Raw genomic sequence first — 19,768 nt, forward strand, 5'->3', positions numbered from 1 at the left:
CTAATGGCTGGAATAGCAGGTGGTGTGGGCGGCGCGGAAGCGGCAGTGCTCGCGCATGCGGCAGATATTGCAGGTGGGGCGATTCTGGGCGTCGTGGACCTCGCCGTCAAACAGGCCGATCACCGCGGTCACGCTCTTGGTGGGCATGAGCAGGCTGGTAGGTGTGACGGTAAGCCCGATGAGCCGCGTGGCGTTGAGTGCAGCCACGATTGAACGCTGAGCCGTAAGCGGGCAGTCGCCGTAGCCGGGACTGAAGCGCCAGTTACCGGCGAGTCCGTGTGCGGCGGCCGCAGCCTTGACCTGCTGGTCCATCTGCTCGACGGCAGCTTCCACATAGGCGGAGCACGCGGCATCGAGCACGGCTCCCTCTAGGGGCTGCTGGGCTCCCGTGGTGCGCAGACGACGCTCGGCGTCCATGCCGAGGGTGCATGCCATGAGCGCGGCAAAGCGGGCGTCTTTGAGATGTCGATAGATATCGCGACCGCGCAGCTCAACGTTGGTTCCAACCAGACGGATGCTGGGCTCTCCCTGCTCGTCCACGCCCATGGCATCGACGGCAAATACGCGGCGCACGCCACGGGGCTCAATGTCCAGTTCCAAACGTTCAACGACAAGCTCAATACGATGCGACAGCTCGGGCTCAATCTGCTGGCCGCCGTAACCCAGATACCGCAGCATCTCGGCACGATTGACGCGGGGATGGTGGGCGTCATCGATACGGTAGAGCGCCGGCGACGCAAGGTCGGCCGGCACTTCACCAAAAGCTGTATCGATGTGCGGTTTTACCATTACCCCAGGCGCTCCATAATAGTTGCGGCGATCGCAGGACGATTCATAGTGTACAAGTGCAGGCCGTCGGCGCCGTGCTCCTTAAGGTCGCAAAGCTGGCGGGCTGCATAATCTACACCGGCTGCCTGCAGGCTCTCGGGGTCATTCTCGTACTTGGCGAGAATCTTGATGACGGGGGAGGGCAGCGACGCGCCGCACATAAAGACCATGCGGCTGATCTGCGACTTGCCCATAAACGGCATGATGCCCGCGGTAATGGGCACGGAGATACCGGCCTTGTCGGCAAGCTCGCGAAAACGGTAGAAGCACTCGTTATCAAAAAAGAGCTGCGTCACAAAGAAGCTCGCGCCGGCGTCCTGCTTTTGCTTGAGATATTCGACCGAGAGGTTGAGATTCTCACAGGCAATGTGGCCCTCGGGGTAGGCTGCGGCGCCCACGCAAAAGCCGGCGTCGACGAGCTCGGGGATGAGATCGCGGGCGTAGGCGTAGTCCGAGGCGGGCTTGTCATCCTCGCTCGCGCCGGCGGGAAGATCGCCACGCAGGGCCAGCACATTTTCTACGCCGGCGGAGCGGTATTCGTCGATCTTGGCGGCGATATCGGCATGCGTGCGGCCAACGCAGGTGAGGTGCGCCACCGAGGGCGTATCGAATTCGCTCGTAATCATATGCGCGATGGGGGCGGTGGCGGAGCCGTTGCCCGAGCCGCCGGCCGAGCAGGTGACCGAGACAAAGCTCGGCGAAAGCTTGCACAGATTGCCAGCCACCTCGCGAGCCGTGTCGAGGGTAAGCTCGCCCTTGGGCGGGAACATCTCAAACGAAACGGGCGTGGTGCTCTGGGATGCTGCCTGCTTAAAAACATCGTCGAGGCGCATATCGTGCTCCTTTAGATACATTAGCGTGATGTGTTGAAAGGATTCTACAGCACCGCTGTGCTACGGTGGAGTTTTACTCGCTATTTGGAAATATCAATCGAAGATGCTTCGCTATCGGCATTCCCTATAACAGCGTAGCTAATTTGGAGCTTTTTTACCCCATCAACCAGGTACGCAGGGTAGTCTTTTTGGGACGGGGCTTTTTTAGCTACCCAATCCGGCGCCTCCAAAGCTTGAGACCATATTTAAATAGGGCAGCTAAAAAAGCCCCGTCCCAAAAAGACTACCCGTAAACCATGCGAGAGGTCTGCAATTTATACAGTTGATTGACTGTTGAGGGTGGCAACATCGCCGCGATGCGGTAACCTCATTGATTAGTTTCGCGACGGCAACATAACGGTAATGTCGCGGAAACACGTCGAGTCTAAGCTATGACTCGTTCGTTAGTAATCAACACCGCTTCTCACGCGGTGCCGATACGAAGGGAGTTCCGTATGGCCGAACTTACTGACCGCTTCGGGACCATGGTGTTCTCTGAGGAAGTCATGAAGGACTACCTCCCCAAGGACATTTGGAAACGCCTTGCTGCAACCCTCGAGGACGGTGAGCCGCTCGACCTGGATGTGGCCAACGCCGTTGCCCATGCCATGAAGGTTTGGGCCATCTCCAAGGGCGCGACGCACTACGCGCACTGGTTCCAGCCGCTTTCGGGCATTACTTCCGAGAAGCACGACAGCTTCCTCGAACCCAACCACGACGGCACCGCTATTACCAAGTTTACGGGAAAGAACCTCATCCAGGGCGAGCCGGACGCCTCCAGCTTCCCCAACGGCGGCCTGCGTGCCACCTTCGAGGCCCGCGGCTATACCGCTTGGGATCCCACCAGCCCCGCCTTTATCAAGGACGATGTCCTGTGCATCCCCACGGCTTTCTGCTCCTACACGGGCGAGGCCCTGGACAAGAAGACCCCGTTGCTGCGCTCCATGACCGCGCTCTCGCGTGAGTCCAAGCGCGTTTTGGCGCTGTTTGGTAAGACCCCCAAGAAGGTCGTTCCTTCCGTGGGCGATGAGCAGGAGTACTTCCTGATCAAGAAGGACGCTTACCGCAAGCGCAGGGACCTGGTCATCACCGGCCGCACCCTCTTTGGTGCTGCTCCCTGCAAGGGCCAGGAGCTCGAGGAGCACTACTTTGGCGCTATCCGCCCCACCGTCTCGGCCTATATGAAGGACCTGGACGATGAGCTGTGGGCGCTTGGCATTCCCGCCAAGACCAAACACAACGAGGTCGCTCCCTGCCAGCATGAGCTCGCCCCCGTCTATGGCGAGGTCAACGAGGCCATCGACCAGAATCTGGTCATGATGGAGAAGATGAAGCTCATCGCCTCCCGCCACGATTTGGTCTGCCTGCTGCACGAGAAGCCCTTCGAGGGCATCAACGGTTCGGGCAAGCACAATAACTGGTCGCTTGGCACCGAGTCCGAGAATCTGCTCGATCCGGGCGACACCCCGCTCGACAACCTGCAGTTCATCGTCTTCCTCACCGCGGTGATCGAGGCCGTCGATAACTACCAGGAGCTCCTGCGTGCCTCCGTTGCCTCGGCCGGCAACGACCATCGTCTGGGCGCCAACGAGGCTCCTCCGGCGATTATGTCCATCTTCCTGGGCGACCAGCTTACCGAGGTCGTCGAGAAGATCATCGATGGCAAGGCTTCCGTCCATGCCACGCGCGGCGTGCTCGACTTGGGCGCCGATACCCTGCCCAAGCTGATGCAGGACAACACCGACCGCAACCGCACCTCTCCGTTCGCCTTCACCGGCAACAAGTTCGAGTTCCGTGCCTGCGGCTCCGAGCAGAACGTCTCCGACTCCAACCTGGTGCTCGATGCCGCCGTGGCCAAGTCACTCAAGTCCTTCGCCGATGCACTCGAGGGTACGCCCGAGGATAAGTTCCAGGACGCCGCGCTCGAGTACTGTAAGAAGGTGCTGACCGATCACCAGCGCATCCTGTTCTCCGGCGACGGTTACTCCGACGAGTGGCCCATCGAGGCCGAGAAGCGCGGCCTTGCCAACAACAAGACCACGGCCGACGCTCTTCCCGCCTTTGTTTCCGATAAGGCTATCGCGCTCTTTGAGGAGACGGGCGTTCTGACCAAGGCCGAGGCTCAGTGCCGCTACGACTGCAAGCTCGAGAAGTACAACAAGCTCATGAACATCGAGGCTACCACGATGATTCGCGAGGCACGTCGTACCTATCGTCCGGTCATCACTGCCTATGCCACCAAGGTCGCTAAGGGCCTTGAGACAATTCGTGCCGCCGGTGCTGAGGCCGCCATGCAGTGCGAGCAGAACACGCTCAACAAGCTCTGCAACGGTATCACCGCCATCAACGACTCCATCAAGGCGCTCGATGCCGTGCATCAGAAGGCCGAGGCTCTCGATGGCCAGGAGCAGGCCAATGTGTATGCACACGAGGTCGTTCCCGCTATGGATACGCTGCGTGCCTCCGTGGATGCCATGGAGGAGATCGTGGCCGCCGACTACTGGCCGGTTCCGACCTACGACGACATTCTGTTCTACGTGTAGGGCATAGCCAACATATCGTCACGGTATTAAGCCGGGGTCCGCATCGCGCGGGCCCCGGCTTTTTGATTGCGAAGGACGCTTTGGAGTCCGTTTTGCCGCCGATTTGCCGGGGTCCGCACCCTGTCGGGTTCGAATCCCGGCACATGGGTAGCAAAAAGCCCGCCACCGCGGGGGTAACGGGCTTCTCGTTTCAAATGGTGCCCCCAGCGGGATGTCCGCGTGCGGCTGGCGCCGCCCGCCTTCGCTGCGTCGCTTCGCTCCTTGCGTGCTGCGCTGGAAAACGCTTCGCGTTTCCTCAGCTCCGCACCCTGTCGGGTTCGAATCCCGGCGTTGGGGTAGAAAAAAGCCCGCCACCGCGAGGGTAACGGGCTTCTCGTTTTAAATGGTGCCCCCAGCGGGATTCGAACCCGCGATATCCACCTTGAAAGGGTGGCGTCCTTGGCCGCTAGACGATGGGGACAGCGGGAAAGAGTATAGCAGACTTTTTTATTCGTTCACATATCGTTGGCAAACTGAAAAACCACCACAAAGGTGCCTGTCCCTTTGTGGTGGCGGGGCGTTAGGGGAGGAGCTTCATCGCGGCGTCGTGGGCGGCGTGCTCGTAGGTGTCGTCGAGGGGCTTGAGCGGCAGCAGGGCGGCGGCCTGTGCATCGCCACGGCGCTCAAGGGCATGGGCGATGAGCCAGTCGGCGAGCTCGGGGTTCTTGGGCAGTGCCGGTCCGTGTAGGTACGTGCCGATGACGCCCTTGTAGATGAGGCCCTCAAAGCCGTCGTCGCCGTTGTTGCCGGTGCCCGTGGCGACAGATGTTCCGAGCGGCGTGGCCTCTGCATCGAGCAGGGTGCGGCCGCCGTGGTTCTCGAACCCCACAAAGGGCTCGGGTGCCAGGTCGGTCTTGACAGCGACGTTGCCTATCAGGCGGTCGGAGCCGCGCACGGTCTCGGCGGCGATGACACCTAGACCCTCGATGCGATTTTCGCCCATATAGTACGAACGACCGAGCAGCTGATAGCTGCCGCAGATAGCGAGCAACGAGCCGCCGTCCTCAACATATGTCGCAACCTTGTCCTTTTGAGCGAGCAACTCGTGTGCCACAGCCAACTGATCGCGGTCGGCACCGCCGCCCATCATGACGATGTCGGCGTCGGTAAGATCGAGCGTCTCGCCCATGCGGACCTCGTCCACGCGCGCGGGAATGCCGCGCCAGGCGCAGCGGCGCTCGAGGGCGATGACGTTGCCGCCGTCGCCATAGAGGTTGAGAGCATCGGGATACAGATAGACGATGCGCAGCGGGCGCGGAAGCTCGACCGGCGCAATATCGGTGGGGACGGCGCTGCCATCGGTGCGTGTTACGGCGCAGGAGGCAACCGAGCTCGCATCGGCGTCTTTAAGTCCGTCGAGCTCTTTGACCAGCGGCGGGAATGCCGTGTAATTGGCGACGGCGTAGAAGGTGTCATCGGCTGCCTCATCTGCCACGGCGCCGATCGCCTGCTCGATATTCGAGATGATGGCGGCGTCGATGCCGGCGTACTTCAGGCGCACCTGCATGTCGTGCGCGCGCGTACCCCCGGCAAAGGCGATAAGCCCTGGGGTATCGGCGATGCGCTCGAAGTCGACGTCGTAGATCCACGAGACATCGTGGCCGTCGGCGTCGTTGTCATTCAGGAAGAAGGCGCAGAGTCTGCCGCCTGCCGTTTTAATGGACTGGATCTGGCGATCGAAGCCCACGGGATTTTTGGCCAGGTTTGCCTCGACGGTACGGCCGGCAATCTCCCAGCGGCCCATGCGTCCGCCGGCGGGGACGTAGGCATCGAGCGTGGGCTGCAGATGCACTGCGTCCACGCCCAACTCGCGCGCCGCAAAGAAGGCGGCGGCAACGTTGTAGACCATGTACAGGCCGTTGTAGCGCGTGGCGATGTGCGTTGCGGGCGCTTTTGCCTCGGGTCCAAAGGTCAGGTCAAAGCCGTAGCCGTCGCAGCCGAGCTCAACGCCTGTCACGCGACGGACCAGCGCGGGGCGACTCCAACCGCACGAAGGACAATGATAGGCGCCGAGCTGGCCGTACTGCACATAGTCGTACTCCAGCGGCGCGTTGCATTGCGAGCAAAAACGCGAGTCGCTAATGCGATCGGACTCGGTGCCCGTGGCGCCGTCGATGCCAAAGGCGATGCTCATATTGGGGACGCGTGCGGCGATCGAGGCGCAGAGCGGGTCGTCGGCGTTATAGATGAGCGTCGTTGCCGGCGAAAGCTCCAACGCGTGGGCTATGACGTCCTGGGTGTGGTCGATCTCGCCGTAGCGGTCCAGCTGGTCGCGGAACAGGTTGAGCAGCACAAAGTAGGTCGGCTTGAGCTTGGGCAAGACGCGCACCGTGTAGAGCTCGTCGCACTCAAAGACGCCTACGCGCTTGCTGCTGGCGGCACGCTTAAGATCGCTGCGGCCCTCGAGCAGGGCACCCACCACGCCCGGCTCCATGTTGTTGCCGGCGCGGTTGCATACCACGGTGGCGCCGCTGGCGGCAACGGCGTCGGCGATGAGGTTGGAGGTGGTGGTCTTACCGTTGGTGCCGGTGACCACCACGCTGCGGTCGACAAGGCTCGCGAGGTCGCTTAGCAGCTCGGGGTCGATCTTCATGGCGATGCGGCCGGGGAGTACGCCGCCCTGGCGCTTAAGGATGGAGCGCAGCCCCCAGCGGGCGATATCGCTCGAAGTGCAGGCGAGAGATGAGCGGAAGTTCATGAAGCCGTTCCTAACGTGAATGACATGGTCGTGGCGATCGTGCCGTTAAAAGCCATAACGGCGCGCAAATTCCTGGGCAAGCTGCGATACGTCTTCGCAAGCGTTGGCCCAGGGGGCAAAGTCGGGAGTATCCGAGATGATACCGTCGGCCTCCCAAACTGCCTGGTGCGAAAGGTCCCAGGGGTCGTGCGGCTCGGGCCGGCAGGGAAGGTACGGCGTCTGATACATGGGGTTCAGCAAAAAGAACGCGCCGCCCTCGCAGCGGTTGGCAAACTCACGCAGGGCGCGTGTCGCCGGGCGCATCTTGTTTGTTTTGAACAGCAGGATCGTGCGGGCGAGTAGGTACCAGGGGGAGTTCTCGAGGGCATCGGCCCCCATCTGCTCCTCGAGCTGGTGGGCCAGGGCAAAAAAGCCGTCCTCGTCTTCCAAACGAGCGAGGGCGAGTAGCACGGTGCCGGCAGCTCGGGTGGGATAGCCTTCCGCCTTAAGAACACGGCGAGAATAGTTGACGGCAGCACGGTAGCGAGCGCTCGCCATGCACAGCTGCGAGATGGCCTCGAGCGTGTGGAGCCACCCGATAAGCGCCGGCTCGCTCACGGTGAGATCGGCCGCCGTCACGCCGTCTGCCAGCACCTTGTTGGTCCAGTAGTGCGGGGCCTCCATATCGAATCCGGGCACGCTTTGCCGCAGGTAATCGGCTGTGGTCGCCTCGAGCTTCATCAGGTCGCCCAGGCAGGCGTCGACGGGCGTGTCCGCCAAAATGATGGCAAGCAGCTGGGCATCGAAGACATACGCATCGATGCGGACGATCTTGAGCAGCTCATCGCGCATATCGTCGAACAGGCGGTTGCGCGTCTGCTCAAACTCCTCATCGCTGCCCATATCCTCGATACGATGGAGCTCGTCGAGCAGGTGGCGGTGAACGCCGGCATAGGACAGCAGCGCCTGGGCATGCTCGGTCTGCGCATACTTATGGGGGTTGACGCTTACGTCGTTATGGACAAGATCGCGTGCTGCATCGGTGAGTTCGGGGTGCGACGCAACGTAGGCGCGCTCCAGGTAGGCGGGGATGTAGACGCTCGGATCCATTAGAGGTCTCCTCCCTTAAACGGCAAGCCCTGCTCGGCCGCCCGCAGGATGCGCTCGTCAATCTGGGAACGCACGATATCGTTGGTGGCGACCCAGGCGGCAAAGCTGGCGTTGTCGGGGGCGCCCAAGCCCTCCTGCAGTACCGGCGTCGCTTCGGACAGCGCAAGGACAAGCTCGTCGGTGGAGCCCACGCCCACGTTGACGCGGGCATAGACGCCATCGGGAAACTCGGTTTGAAAGTAAAGCGCCTCGGCTGCGTGCGGGCACGAGCGCGCAAGGATGCGCAAGTAGTGTTCGGCGCCCTCGTAGTCCAGCTCGCGCCAGGCAGCGCTCATCAGCGCGATGAGCGTCCACGGGTCTAAGTCGCGCTCCGCGTCCTTGGGACGACGGCGCAGCGGCGTGTTGGCAAGATAGGGGACGGAGTGGGCAGAGCGAAAGCGTTTGAGCTCCTCGGCGGGGTATTCGAGTTTTGCCATGGCGAGCATCGCAGTGTGGCGGACACCGGCCGGATCGTTGGGGGCAAAGTCCAGGCTGCGGTTTGCGGTTTCGAGCGACAGGCGGTAACGGCCGCTAATGAGGGCGCGCGACGCAAGGGCGGCAAGCCAGCGCAGGTAGGGGCGGCGTGTAAGGTCGCCTGCGGCCTCGCGCTCGTAGGGGTCCTGCGCCGAGGCGATCTTGAGTGCCAGGTCGTGCTCGACTTCATCGCGCTTGGATACCAAGTACTGTACGTACTCCTCGTTGGAGTTAGCGGTGAGGGCGGTCAACATGCGCTGAGCGTCCCAGTTGGTCGGGTCGAGTGCGGCTGCCTCGCGAAGCATGTTTTCGGCAGCGGTCTCTTCTTGCTCTGCCTGGGTATCGTCAGGGATAAAGGGAATGCGGTAGTCGACAGCCTCGACTACCTTGGCAATCAGATGTCCGGCGCGGTCGCGGTCGTGCACGATGAGCGGCGCGGGGTTGCGGGTGAATTGTTCCATCAGACGCTCTACGGCAGGGCCGTCGGTGAGCGGGATATTGTCGCGGCGCAAGGCCTCAAGAACGAGGCGATGGCAATCTTCTTGAATGGGATCGAATGCCATGGGGCCTCCTTTGCTGCGGTTAGGGTTCAAATGTCTCTATATAAGGTTCTAGTTTACCCGCATGAGGCACATTGGGACCGCCGCACTTGGACATGCACCTTTGCACCACGAAGACGGATGTCGCACAAATGTCGACACCTTGGACGACCGAGTGGTATCACGGTGCCGCAAACGGTCGGTTTTTGGCGGCGAACGGTGTGTCTTTTGGAGGGGCACAGTCCTGCCCTGGATATGTGGTCAACCTTGATAAAACGTTTGCCCAGCTTGGGAGTATGAATGCCGCATAAGGGTCTTCAGGGATAGAAAAAACGTTTCATCATTGTCGACTTTCGGTAAATAACTGACCAACCAGAACGGTAAAATACTATTTGTCTGAGCGTTGAGACGTTTAGACATCGCGCATTGTCATCGCCGGCAACGCGCAAAACGGTCCTAACGGAGCCAATCGGGTGCTCCGTTATATACGCAAGTCTAAGAGGGGCTTGTTTAGGAGGCACAGTATGGGACGTTTTACCAATCCTCGCGATCTGTACTTTGGTGAGGGCGCTCGCCACGAGGTGAAGAACCTCAAGGGCAGCAAGGCCATCATCGTGACCGGCGGCGGCTCCATGCGCCGCGGCGGTTTTTTGCAGGACGTCGAGGCCGACCTCAAGGAGGCCGGTTTCGAGGTCAAGCTGTTCGAGGGCGTCGAGTCCGATCCGTCCGTCGAGACGGTCATGAAGGGCGCCGAGGCCATGACCGAGTTCCAGCCCGACTGGATTATCGCCATTGGCGGTGGCTCGCCCATCGATGCCGCTAAGGCTATGTGGCTGTTCTACGAGTATCCCGAGGAGACCTTCGAGGAGGCAGTCGTCCCGTTCTCCTTCCCGGAGCTCCGTCAGAAGGCTCACTTCTGCGCCATCTCCTCTACCTCCGGCACCGCTACCGAGGTCACCGCGTTCTCCGTCATCACCGACTACGCCAAGGGCATCAAGTACCCGCTGGCCGACTTCAACATCACCCCTGATGTCGCCATCGTCGACCCCGAGCTCACCTACACCATGCCCGCCAAGCTGTGCGCTCACACCGGTATGGACGCTCTGACTCACGCCATCGAGGCCTACGTTTCCACCGCTGGCTCCATGTACACCGACGCCAACGCCCTGCATGCTATCCGCGAGATCGTCGAGTGGCTGCCCAAGTCCTATCAGGGCGATCATGAGGCCCGCCAGCACATGCACGACGCCCAGTGCATCGCCGGCATCGCCTTCTCCTCGGGTCTGCTGGGCATTGTCCACTCCATGGCTCACAAGACCGGTGCCGCCTTTGAGGGCGACCACATCATCCACGGTTGCGCCAACGCCATGTACCTGGGCAAGGTCATCCAGTTCAACGCCAAGGACGCTCGCGCCAAGAGCCGCTACGCCTTCATCGCCAAGGAGATCCTGCACCTCGCCGGCGAGACCGAGGACGAGCTGGTCGAGGCTCTGGTCCAGGAGATTCGCGACCTCAACGACAAGCTCGACATCCCGCAGGGCATCAAGAACTACGGTGCCAAGGGCGTGAAGGCCGACGAGTCCATCATCGATTACGATGAGTTCGAGGCTAAGAAGCACGACGTTGCCGCCAACGCCATCCTCGACGCCTGCACGGGCTCCAACCCGCGCCAGCCGTCTCAGGAGGAGATGGAGCAGCTGCTCGAGTGCGTCTACACCGACACCCCGGTCACGTTCTAATCGGCACACATTGTTCTGATAAGGGTCTCGCGCTCTGTGCGCGGGACCCTTTTTCTATGGTGCAATCTAACCTGTCCTCAATGCGCCAAGTTGCCACAAGGGGACAGGTGGCTTTGCACCAATCGTTGTTTGATGAAGGGCGGATTCTCGTATGGCACTTCCTATGGTTTATGGCGGTCCCGGCCGGTATGTTCAGGGGCCGGGCGAACTTTCGCGTCAGGGCAGATACCTGTCGTGGTTGGGATGCTCCGCCTATGTCCTGTTTGACCAAGGCACCGAGGACCGGCTGCGCAAGCAGATCGTCGATGGATTTCTGGATGAAGATCTAAGCGAGCCGTTCTTTAAGATTTACAACGGTCCGTGTACGGAAGAGGCCGTTGTCGAAATGGCTAAGGAAGCCCAGGCTGAGTATTGCGACATGGTGGTGGGTATTGGCGGCGGCAAGATGCTCGATATCGCCAAGGCCGTTGCGTTTTATGCCGAGTTGCCGTTGTGTGTATGCCCCACGGCGGCTTCGATGGACGGTCCGTTCAGCGCGATTTCGGTGCTGTATCACGAGGATGGGTCGTTCGACCGCTATCTGATGCTCGAAAAGAATCCAGATTTGGTTGTGGTCGATACCGGCGTGGTCGCGGCAGCCCCGCTGCGTATGACGGTCGCTGGCATGGGCGACGCACTGGCAACGTACTTCGAGGCGCGTTCGTGCGCCGCGGCGCACGGCGCCAACGAGCACGGTGGCGCGCCGGGACACTTGGCCTTGGTTGCGGCTCGTGCCTGCTATGACACACTCATGGAGTGCGGCGTCGCTGCCAAGCGCGATCTCAAAAAGGGCCGTATATCGCCGGCGGTTGAGCGCCTGGTCGAGTGCAATATCCTACTCTCGGGCGTCGGCTTTGAGAGCGGTGGCTTGGCGTTGGCGCATGCTATCGCCAACGGCCTGACGATTCTGCCCGAGTGCAAGGCCATGCACGGTGAGGCCGTGGCATTTGGCCTGGTGGTGCAGCTTCGTTTGGAGCGCGCGCCCGAGCTTGATCAGGTGCTCGAGTTTTGCCAGTGCGTTGGTCTGCCGACGACACTCGAGGAGCTGGGCCTTGGTGAGATTTCCGATGATGACCTGCTGAGCGTTGCGGACGCAACTTTTAAGAACGAGCGCAATATGGCTAACGAACAGGCCAAGGTGACCAAACAAAAGCTCGTGCAGCTCATGTGCGAGGCATAGCTTGGCGCTTGATTGACCTTGTGCAATCGAGGCGGCGATAGGCCATAGGCTATTTGTCTCAATGATGCGCCGCATGTAATTTGCCCGAGGCGTGGGCCGATGGCGTATCATTATCTCTTGCTTGTTTGCACTGCTCAGGGAGGGGCCGCGCATGGCGCAGGAACACGATCTGTTTGATGACATTATCGAGATCAGCAAGGGTTTCGACTTTCTTAAAAACCCGCTTGGCGGTGTGACCGATGCGCTCGATCCGTCGGCGCCGCAGTGGAATCCCGCCGACTACAAGGAGCGTCCGCGCGGCAACACCATTCCGTGCCTGACCTGCAAAAACGAAAAGAGTGGCTGCTCCGCGTGCATGGATGTGTGCCCGGTCAACGCTATCGAGGTCGAGGAAGACTCCATCGAGATTCTCGACTCCTGCCGCAAGTGCGGCCTGTGCGCCGCTGCCTGTCCGACCGAGGCAATCATCTCGCCGCGCCTGGCGCCCAAAAACCTGTATGACGACATTGTCTCGGCGGCAACGAGCCACGAGACCGCCTACGTCACCTGCACGCGCGCCCTCAAGCGCATGCCGCGCGAGAACGAGGTCGTCGTTGCCTGCGTGGGCGATATTACGGCCGAGACCTGGTTCTCGGTACTGGCGGACTATCCCAACGTGAGTGTGTACCTGCCCCTGGGCGTGTGCGATAAATGCCGCAACACCGGCGGCGAGGATATCCTGGGCGAGGCGATTGCGAAGGCTGAGGAGTGGTCTGGCACGGGTATGGGCCTGGAGGTCGACCCCAAGAGCCTCAAGTGCCATAAGCTTCGCGAGTACGAGCGCAAGGAGTACATGGAAAAGATTGCTCGCACGACGGGTCTGACGGTGACCAAGCTCAACCCGGCGACGGCGGCGCTGGCCTCGGTGACGCAGAAGTTGAAGGCCCATCGCCATCAGATTACCCAGCTGGAGCGCACGCTCAACACCATGTGCGGCACCACGACGGCAAAGCGTCGCCGTTCGCTCACGCATGGGCGGCAGCTGGTGCTTTCGACACTGCAGAACCATCCCGAGCTTGCCCAGAACATGCAGGTGAGCACGCCGGAGTGCGATTTTGACAAGTGCACATCGTGTGGCGAGTGCGTCAATGTATGCCCCACGTTCGCCTGCGATTTGGTGGGAAGCGGTCGCTTTGCGCTGGAGTCTACGTATTGCTTGGGCTGCGGCGCCTGTGTCAAGGTTTGTCCCGAACATGCGCTCAAGCTGGTCGAACACGATGCGTCCAACTTGGTTGTCGTCGACCCCGAAGCCGAGGAAAAGGCCGCTCAGAAGGCCAAAGCCCACGAAGAGGCCCAAAAGGTAAAAGCCGAGGCGAAGGCCAAGCTCGACAAGATGCTCGACCAGGTGGAGAAGCTCGCGGACTAGCCAGCTACCCCAATCTCTGCTTCATTTGCGCCGCCGCGGTGTCCGGATTCGCCCGGATGCTGCGGCGGCGCTATACTTATGCAGTTTGAAGTACCTGTACCAAAAGGAGCTGTCGTGTCCCTTTCCATCGGTATCGTGGGCCTGCCCAACGTGGGCAAGTCGACGCTGTTCACCGCGCTTACCAAAAAGACCGGCCTTGCCGCCAACTACCCGTTCGCCACGATCGACCCCAACGTGGGTATCGTCGATGTGCCCGATAGCCGCCTGCAAAAGCTCGCCGACATTGTCAACCCTGGCCGCATTGTGCCGGCTACGGTCGAGTTTGTCGACATCGCGGGCCTGGTGAAGGGTGCCAACGAGGGCGAGGGCCTGGGCAACCAGTTCTTGGCAAACATTCGCGAGACCGACGCTATCTGCGAGGTCGTGCGCTATTTTAAGGATCCCAACGTCATGCGTGAGGTGGGTCGTACGGGCGAGTTCGTCGATCCCGCCGGCGATGCCGACACCATCATGACCGAGCTTATCCTGGCCGACATGGGCACGCTCGAGAAGCAGCTGCCTAAGCTCGAGAAGGAGGCCAAGCGCGACAAGGAGCTCATGCCCAAGTTTGAGGTCGCCAAGCGCCTGCTCGCCTGGCTCAACGAGGGCAAGCGCGCCGCGTCCATGGAGATGACCGACGAGGAGCGCGCCGCTGCCAAGGGCCTGTTCCTACTCACCATGAAGCCCATCTTGTATGTGGCCAACGTGGACGAGGACATGCTCAACGAGGACCTGGCGCCCATCGATGGCGTCAAGCCGCTGCCGATCTGCGCCAAGATCGAGGCCGAGCTTTCCGAGCTCGATCCCGAGGATGCGGCCGACTACCTGGAGAGCCTGGGCCTGGAGCAGCCCGGCCTGGACGTGCTCGCGCAGGCAGCCTACAAGCTGCTCGGTCTGCAGTCGTTCTTTACGGCTGGCGAGATGGAGGTCAAGGCCTGGACGGTGCGTCAGGGCGCGACCGCCCCGCAGGCCGCCGGTGTCATCCATACCGACTTTGAGCGCGGCTTTATTAAGGCCGAGGTCATTGGCTATGACGACTACATCGAGCTCGGTGGCGAGCAAGGCGCCAAGGCTGCAGGCAAGCTGCGCATCGAGGGCAAAGAGTATGTCATGGCCGATGGCGACGTCGTGCACTTCCGCTTTAACGTGTAAGGACGGCGAGCATGTTTAAATATGGAAAAAAAGCTGGCTACATGGGCATCGCGCTGCTGGTGCTTGCAGTGCTTCCGCTGGTGGTCGCAGCGTTTGTAATCCCCAACATTGGTCCCGAGGTGGCAACAAAGTTTAATGCCGCCGGTGAGGTGACGCGCTGGGGCAAGAGCTACGAGCTGCTGGCATTGCCGGTGCTCAACCTGCTGCTGAGCGTGGCGACGTACTTTACGGCGGGACGCCAGGCAAAGAACAATGAGGACTCCGCCGCCATGGCGCGCATCGTGTGCGAGCGCTACCTGCGAAACGGCTGCATCACGGGCGTATTCCTCAACGTAATTAACGTCTACTTTATGTATTCGGCGATTACCGGCACAGGCTTTGGCCTGGGCTTTTAGCTTGCGCCTTTAGGCAACGAGCCTGCAAGCATATTCGATGGCTGCTGCGAGGCCGCCGCTCGATCGTGGTTGAAAGACCACATCGGCGGCGGCCTCGTTTTCGTATCCGGCACCGCGAAGGCAGAGCGCGATACCGGCTTCCAAGAGAAGGGGCAGGCCACACTGGCTGGTTGTGATTACGGCAGCCTGATTGAGTGAGCAGCCGTGCGCTTGGCATTGGATGGCAAGTTCACCTTGCGCCGGGCAAGGGACCAAAACGGCGGCGACGCGACTTGATAGCAATGCAAATGCTGTGCGCTCATCGGGCGAAAGGCATTCTGCTTCAACGACGACGAGCTTGGGCGGTGCGCTGTTTGTGCGAAGCGTGGCTCGGTACATGCGGACCGAAGAACCCGACATAGAAAACTCCTGTATATTGGGCAAAACGTAAACTATAGTTTACGTTTTTGTTTTGCTCCATTTCAAACTCGTCTGCATGAACGAACATGCGAAACAGATTCTTGGCGAGCGAGTCGAGCGGACGCGCAAGGCCCTTGGTATCTCCAAGGTCGATTTTTGCGTGGCGGTTGGAATCAGCCGACCTTATCTCGATCAAATCGAAAGCGGAACGGCAAACAGCACGCTCGAGATTTTATTTAAACTTGCGCCCGCGCTTGGCATGACGGTGTCAGAGCTTCTCGAGGGCATTGAGTAGGCGTTTTTGCTAGATTTGTCGTTTGCTGAACGGGTCCCCCCGATGGCGGCGTGCAAAAACCCGAGTATTCAGCATCCCTCAATAAATTGACAGCAACCGAAGGCGTAAATACGATGCTTGCTGTTTTTGATTATCCACAAAATTCATTATTATGAGGAATATTAGACGCATGGGACGAGCCTATCGAACCGAAAAGCGATTTACAGCTAGCGGTTTTAACGTTTCCGGAAGGGGCGGGTGCTGAAAACTCCGCTTTTTGCACGTTCCGAGAGGTACCACGTGCCCTACAAGGCCCAAAGAGGCAGATTTTGTTTTAGCTACACCATCGGGATGCGGTCATGGTTGACCTGGCTGTAGAACAGGCGCTGAATCTCGGCCGCATCACGTGACTGGCCGAGCGCCCACATGGTCTTGGCCACGAGCGTTTCGGTGGTCATATCGTCGCCGCGTAAAATACCCGGATGGTCGGCGTAGGCACGGCCGACCTCATAAACACCCAGATCGAGGCCCTCTTCGGGGACCTGTGTGGTCATAACGACGGTTCGACCCGAATCGACCCAGCGGAAAATCGCCTCCTGGAATGACTCGCCGGACTCGCCAAACTCGGGAATACCGCCAATGCCAAAGGTCTCCAGAATTACGGCGTCGTAGCTATCGGTCAGGGCGTCCAATATGCCTGGATTCACGCCGGGTGTGAGCTTAAGGACAAACACGCGCGGGTCGATACGGTCGTAGAAACGAACCGGGCTCTCATTCTGGTGGGTGCCGTGGAGCCCGTTGCGCACGATGCGGTCGTTGCGGATGTAGGCAATGGGCGGATAGTTGACGCTAATGAACGCGTTAAAGCTCATGGTGCGCTGCTTGCGGGCGCGCGTGCCGGCGATGGCCACGCCGCCAAACACGATTGAGACGTCGTGCGAATGCTCGTCAAGCGCATAGAGCAGGCTCTGGTACAGATTGAGCTTGGCATCGGTAAAGGGGTTGCCCATGGGCTTTTGCGAGCCGGTGAGCACGATGGGCTTGGGGCTGTCCTGAATCAGGTAAGAAAGCGCCGCCGCGGTGTAGCTCATGGTGTCGGTGCCGTGCAGAATCACGAAGCCGTCGTGGTCGGTATAGCCCTCGACGATGACGTCGCGGATACGCATCCAGTCACTGGGACGCATATTGGTGCTGTCGATGTTCATGGGCTGCACGACGTCGAGCTCGCAGAGGCCCGAGATCTCGGGGACGCTCTGGGCGAGTTCCTCACCGGTTAGGGCGGGGGAGAGGCCGTTGCCGTCCTCGGTCGATGCGATGGTGCCGCCCGTGGCGATGAGAAGGATGCGCTTCATGTTGGTGTTCCTATCGTATTTGCCGCCCCAGAGGCGGAGTCGTTCGGCAGTATTGTGGCACAGGGCGTCCAATGTTCAAACGTATTACATCATCTGTAACGTTTGGTAACACTTCAATTGCCGTCAAATAGGGGCCCAGGTCGTGCGTTTGCCGTGCGCTGATGGCTGCGAGGGACGAGAAACCCCATATAACGTGTACACTATGAAAGTTATTCTCGTTTATTCGCGCGGGTGGGCATCGGCTCCCCGCCAACAAGAGGGGGAAACCATGGATCAAAAGGCTTCCGCAAAGGTCCTCGTACTCGACTTTGGTGCGCAGTACGGTCAGCTCATTGCCCGTCGCGTCCGCGACCTCAACGTGTATTCCGAGATTGTTCCCTGCGACATCTCGGCCGATGAGATTCGCGAGATGAACGCCTCTGCGCTCATCCTTTCCGGCGGCCCGGCCTCTGTGTACGCCGAGGACGCTCCGTCCATCGATCCTGCCATCTTTGACCTGGGCCTTCCCGTCCTGGGCTTCTGCTACGGCCATCAGATCACGGCCGTGACGCTCGGCGGCAAGGTCGGCCACTCAGAGGTGGGCGAGTACGGCCGTGCTACCATCACACGCACTGCCGGCGCCAAGCTCTTTAACTCCACGCCCATGCAGCAAACCGTGTGGATGAGCCACCGCGACGCCGTGTCCGAGGTACCCGAGGGCTTTACCGTTACCGCCAGCACCGACGTGTGCCCGGTTGCCGCCATGGAGTGCGTCGAGCGCAAGATTTTCACCACGCAGTTCCACCCCGAGGTCAAGCACTCCGAGTACGGTCAGCAGCTGCTGAGCAACTTCCTGTTTGAGATCTGCGGCCTGGAGCCCAACTGGAGCATGGACAACCTGGTCGAGACCATGACGGCCGAGTTCCGCGAGAAGGTCGGCGACGACCGCGTGATTCTGGCCCTGTCCGGTGGCGTTGACTCCTCCGTCGTGGCTGCGCTGGGCGCTCGCGCCGTGGGCAAGCAGATGACCTGTGTGTTCATCAACCACGGCCTGCTGCGCAAGGGCGAGCCCGAGCAGGTGGAGGAGGTCTTCACCAAGCAGTTCGATGTCGACTTTATCCACGTTCACGCCGAGGACCGTTATGCCGAGCTTCTGGCCGGCGTGACCGAGCCCGAGGAGAAGCGCCGCATCATCGGTACTCAGTTCTGGAAAGAGTTCTTCGCCGTGGCGCAGCAGCTCGAGACCGATGGCAAGTCGGTCAAGTACCTGGCTCAGGGCACCATCTACCCCGACATCATCGAGTCTGGCGCTCGCAAGACGGGCGGCAAGACGGCCACCATCAAGAGCCATCACAACCTGATCCCGTTCCCCGAGGGCGTGCACTTCGACCTCATTGAGCCGCTCGACCACTTCTTTAAGGACGAGGTCCGCGCGCTTGGTCTGGCACTGGGCCTGCCGGGTCATATCGTGTTCCGTCAGCCTTTCCCGGGCCCGGGTCTGGCCATCCGCATTATCGGTGCGGTCGACAAGGAGAAGCTCGAGATCCTCAAAAACGCCGATGCCATCGTGCGCGAGGAGCTCGACGCCTACAACCAGCGCCTGTTTGAGCAGACCGGCGAGCGCAACTCCGAGCACAGCTGCTGGCAGTATTTCGCGGTCCTGCCCGACATCAAGTCCGTTGGCGTTATGGGCGACGAGCGCACCTATCAGCGCCCGATCATCCTGCGTGCCGTCGAATCCAGTGATGCCATGACCGCCGACTGGGCCAAGCTGCCCTACGATGTGCTGGCCCGCATTTCCGGCCGCATCGTTGCCGAGGTTCCCGGCGCCAACCGCGTGTGCTACGACATTACGTCCAAGCCGCCCGCGACCATTGAGTGGGAGTAGGAGAAAACTGGGAATAGAATTCCCAATTTTAGTAGGAACAGCGTAATTAGGTATGCGAATGAGAAGGGGAGTCCCGCGGGACTCCCCTCTGTTTAGATCGAGAATTAGAACGGTAACGTCACGTATGCTTTATGCGTGCTTGCGTTTGCGATACGCGGCTAACGCGATGCCGACTGCTATCAGGGCTGCTGCACTGAAGCAGAGGGATGCCAGGAGTGCCATCTGGTTGTCACCGGTCCGGGGGATTGTTGAGTTGGTGGGAGCGGAGTCGGCATTCTTCTTCCACTGGGCGTACAGGGTGGTGTCCTGGTCTGCGTTCTTCTTAGCGTCGAAGGCCTGCTTGCCTTCCTTATCGTAGGTCCAGCCCTTGAAGGTATAGCCTTTGGCGGTGGGGTCATCGATAAGGGTGATAGGTTTGCCCTTCTCGGTCTGCTTGGCCACCTTGTCTCCGTGGCCGTTCATGTCGAAGGTGACATCGACCATTTCGATGGTGGGAGCTTCCCAGACAGCCGTGAAGGTGATGTTTTCTTTAGCGGTGTATTCGCCGATAAAGGGATCGGTACCTTCGGAGCCCTTCATGATCCAGCCAACGAATGTGTAGTCGCCGTCAGTGCCGAGGTCAGGGAGTTCGACGACTTGGCCCTTGTTCACGGTCACGGCTTCAGGTGCGGTCCCGAATTCGGATTCGAAGGAAAGGGACTGCGGACAAAAAGTTGGACCGTTGAGGTCCGGAACGGAGTCCGCATGGCATACAGTAGGAGAATGGTGGAGAGGGCCAGGGCGCTTCGCGGCGCCGGGCTCACCGT

General features: G+C 60.5%; 16 protein-coding genes and 1 tRNA gene. 8 read left to right on the top strand and 9 right to left on the bottom strand.

Annotation, left to right across the window (positions count from 1 at the left end; translation table 11 throughout):
- The gene (locus ACTQXM_RS06160) at positions 1-789 is read right to left on the bottom strand and encodes a hypothetical protein (RefSeq protein ID WP_441537284.1); all 789 of its coding nucleotides are present in this window, start codon (positions 787-789) and stop codon (positions 1-3) included.
- Positions 789-1,661, bottom strand: coding sequence for a methylenetetrahydrofolate reductase (locus ACTQXM_RS06165; protein ID WP_441537283.1), 873 nt, complete (start codon positions 1,659-1,661; stop codon positions 789-791). The genes ACTQXM_RS06160 and ACTQXM_RS06165 overlap by 1 nt, the downstream gene beginning before the upstream one ends.
- A gap of 494 nt (positions 1,662-2,155) precedes the next feature.
- On the opposite strand from ACTQXM_RS06165, the gene ACTQXM_RS06170 reads away from it, so the two are divergent.
- Positions 2,156-4,243, top strand: coding sequence for a glutamine synthetase III family protein (locus ACTQXM_RS06170; RefSeq protein WP_154517961.1), 2,088 nt, complete (start codon positions 2,156-2,158; stop codon positions 4,241-4,243).
- A 383-nt stretch (positions 4,244-4,626) separates the two neighbouring features.
- On the opposite strand, the gene ACTQXM_RS06175 is transcribed toward ACTQXM_RS06170, so the two are convergent.
- The 4 genes from ACTQXM_RS06175 to ACTQXM_RS06190 form a co-directional block, all read right to left on the bottom strand.
- Positions 4,627-4,703, bottom strand: a tRNA-Glu gene (locus ACTQXM_RS06175).
- Between the two features lie 99 nt (positions 4,704-4,802).
- The gene (locus tag ACTQXM_RS06180; RefSeq protein WP_441537282.1) at positions 4,803-6,980 is read right to left on the bottom strand and encodes a MurT ligase domain-containing protein; all 2,178 of its coding nucleotides are present in this window, start codon (positions 6,978-6,980) and stop codon (positions 4,803-4,805) included.
- Between the two features lie 45 nt (positions 6,981-7,025).
- A complete protein-coding gene (locus ACTQXM_RS06185; RefSeq protein WP_441537281.1) occupies positions 7,026-8,069 on the bottom strand; it encodes a hypothetical protein in 1,044 nt (347 codons plus the stop codon).
- The gene (locus ACTQXM_RS06190) at positions 8,069-9,145 is read right to left on the bottom strand and encodes a hypothetical protein (RefSeq protein ID WP_154517956.1); all 1,077 of its coding nucleotides are present in this window, start codon (positions 9,143-9,145) and stop codon (positions 8,069-8,071) included. The genes ACTQXM_RS06185 and ACTQXM_RS06190 overlap by 1 nt, the downstream gene beginning before the upstream one ends.
- Before the next feature lie 500 nt (positions 9,146-9,645).
- Here ACTQXM_RS06190 and ACTQXM_RS06195 point away from each other — a divergent pair, with 500 nt between their 5' ends.
- The 5 genes from ACTQXM_RS06195 (at position 9,646) to ACTQXM_RS06215 (ending at position 15,070) form a co-directional block, all read left to right on the top strand.
- Complete coding sequence (locus tag ACTQXM_RS06195) at positions 9,646-10,860, top strand: iron-containing alcohol dehydrogenase (RefSeq protein WP_117794788.1); 1,215 nt, start codon at positions 9,646-9,648, stop codon at positions 10,858-10,860.
- Between the two features lie 151 nt (positions 10,861-11,011).
- Positions 11,012-12,079 (top strand): glycerol dehydrogenase, encoded by a 1,068-nt coding sequence (locus tag ACTQXM_RS06200; protein ID WP_441537280.1) that lies wholly within the window; start codon positions 11,012-11,014, stop codon positions 12,077-12,079.
- Positions 12,080-12,230: 151 nt separating this feature from the next.
- Entirely contained in the window at positions 12,231-13,484 is a 1,254-nt protein-coding gene (locus ACTQXM_RS06205) for a 4Fe-4S binding protein (RefSeq protein WP_154517950.1), read from the top strand.
- A 114-nt stretch (positions 13,485-13,598) separates the two neighbouring features.
- A complete protein-coding gene (gene ychF, locus ACTQXM_RS06210; RefSeq protein ID WP_089572784.1) occupies positions 13,599-14,675 on the top strand; it encodes a redox-regulated ATPase YchF in 1,077 nt (358 codons plus the stop codon).
- Positions 14,676-14,686: 11 nt separating this feature from the next.
- Positions 14,687-15,070, top strand: a complete 384-nt coding sequence (locus ACTQXM_RS06215) for a DUF1648 domain-containing protein (RefSeq protein ID WP_427719441.1) — start codon at positions 14,687-14,689, stop codon at positions 15,068-15,070.
- 9 nt (positions 15,071-15,079) lie between these two features.
- Here ACTQXM_RS06215 and ACTQXM_RS06220 read toward each other — a convergent pair whose 3' ends face one another.
- Positions 15,080-15,469 (bottom strand): hypothetical protein, encoded by a 390-nt coding sequence (locus tag ACTQXM_RS06220; RefSeq protein WP_441042349.1) that lies wholly within the window; start codon positions 15,467-15,469, stop codon positions 15,080-15,082.
- A gap of 76 nt (positions 15,470-15,545) precedes the next feature.
- Between ACTQXM_RS06220 and ACTQXM_RS06225 the strand changes: the two genes are divergently transcribed.
- On the top strand, positions 15,546-15,764 hold the full coding sequence (locus ACTQXM_RS06225) for a helix-turn-helix domain-containing protein (RefSeq protein ID WP_427719445.1): 219 nt from the start codon (positions 15,546-15,548) through the stop codon (positions 15,762-15,764).
- Between the two features lie 317 nt (positions 15,765-16,081).
- Here the strand turns inward: ACTQXM_RS06225 and ACTQXM_RS06230 are convergent, their stop codons facing one another.
- Positions 16,082-17,095: an asparaginase gene (locus ACTQXM_RS06230; protein ID WP_441049100.1), complete on the bottom strand. Its 1,014-nt coding sequence runs from the start codon at positions 17,093-17,095 to the stop codon at positions 16,082-16,084.
- 268 nt (positions 17,096-17,363) lie between these two features.
- Between ACTQXM_RS06230 and guaA the strand changes: the two genes are divergently transcribed.
- The gene (guaA, locus tag ACTQXM_RS06235) at positions 17,364-18,962 is read left to right on the top strand and encodes a glutamine-hydrolyzing GMP synthase (protein ID WP_441537279.1); all 1,599 of its coding nucleotides are present in this window, start codon (positions 17,364-17,366) and stop codon (positions 18,960-18,962) included.
- A gap of 129 nt (positions 18,963-19,091) precedes the next feature.
- Here the strand turns inward: guaA and ACTQXM_RS06240 are convergent.
- Positions 19,092-19,768: InlB B-repeat-containing protein (locus tag ACTQXM_RS06240; protein ID WP_441537278.1), on the bottom strand; the 677-nt coding region annotated here is incomplete at its 5' end.

Source organism: Collinsella sp. LCP19S3_D3, from assembly GCF_052121455.1.
Lineage (GTDB): Bacteria > Actinomycetota > Coriobacteriia > Coriobacteriales > Coriobacteriaceae > Collinsella.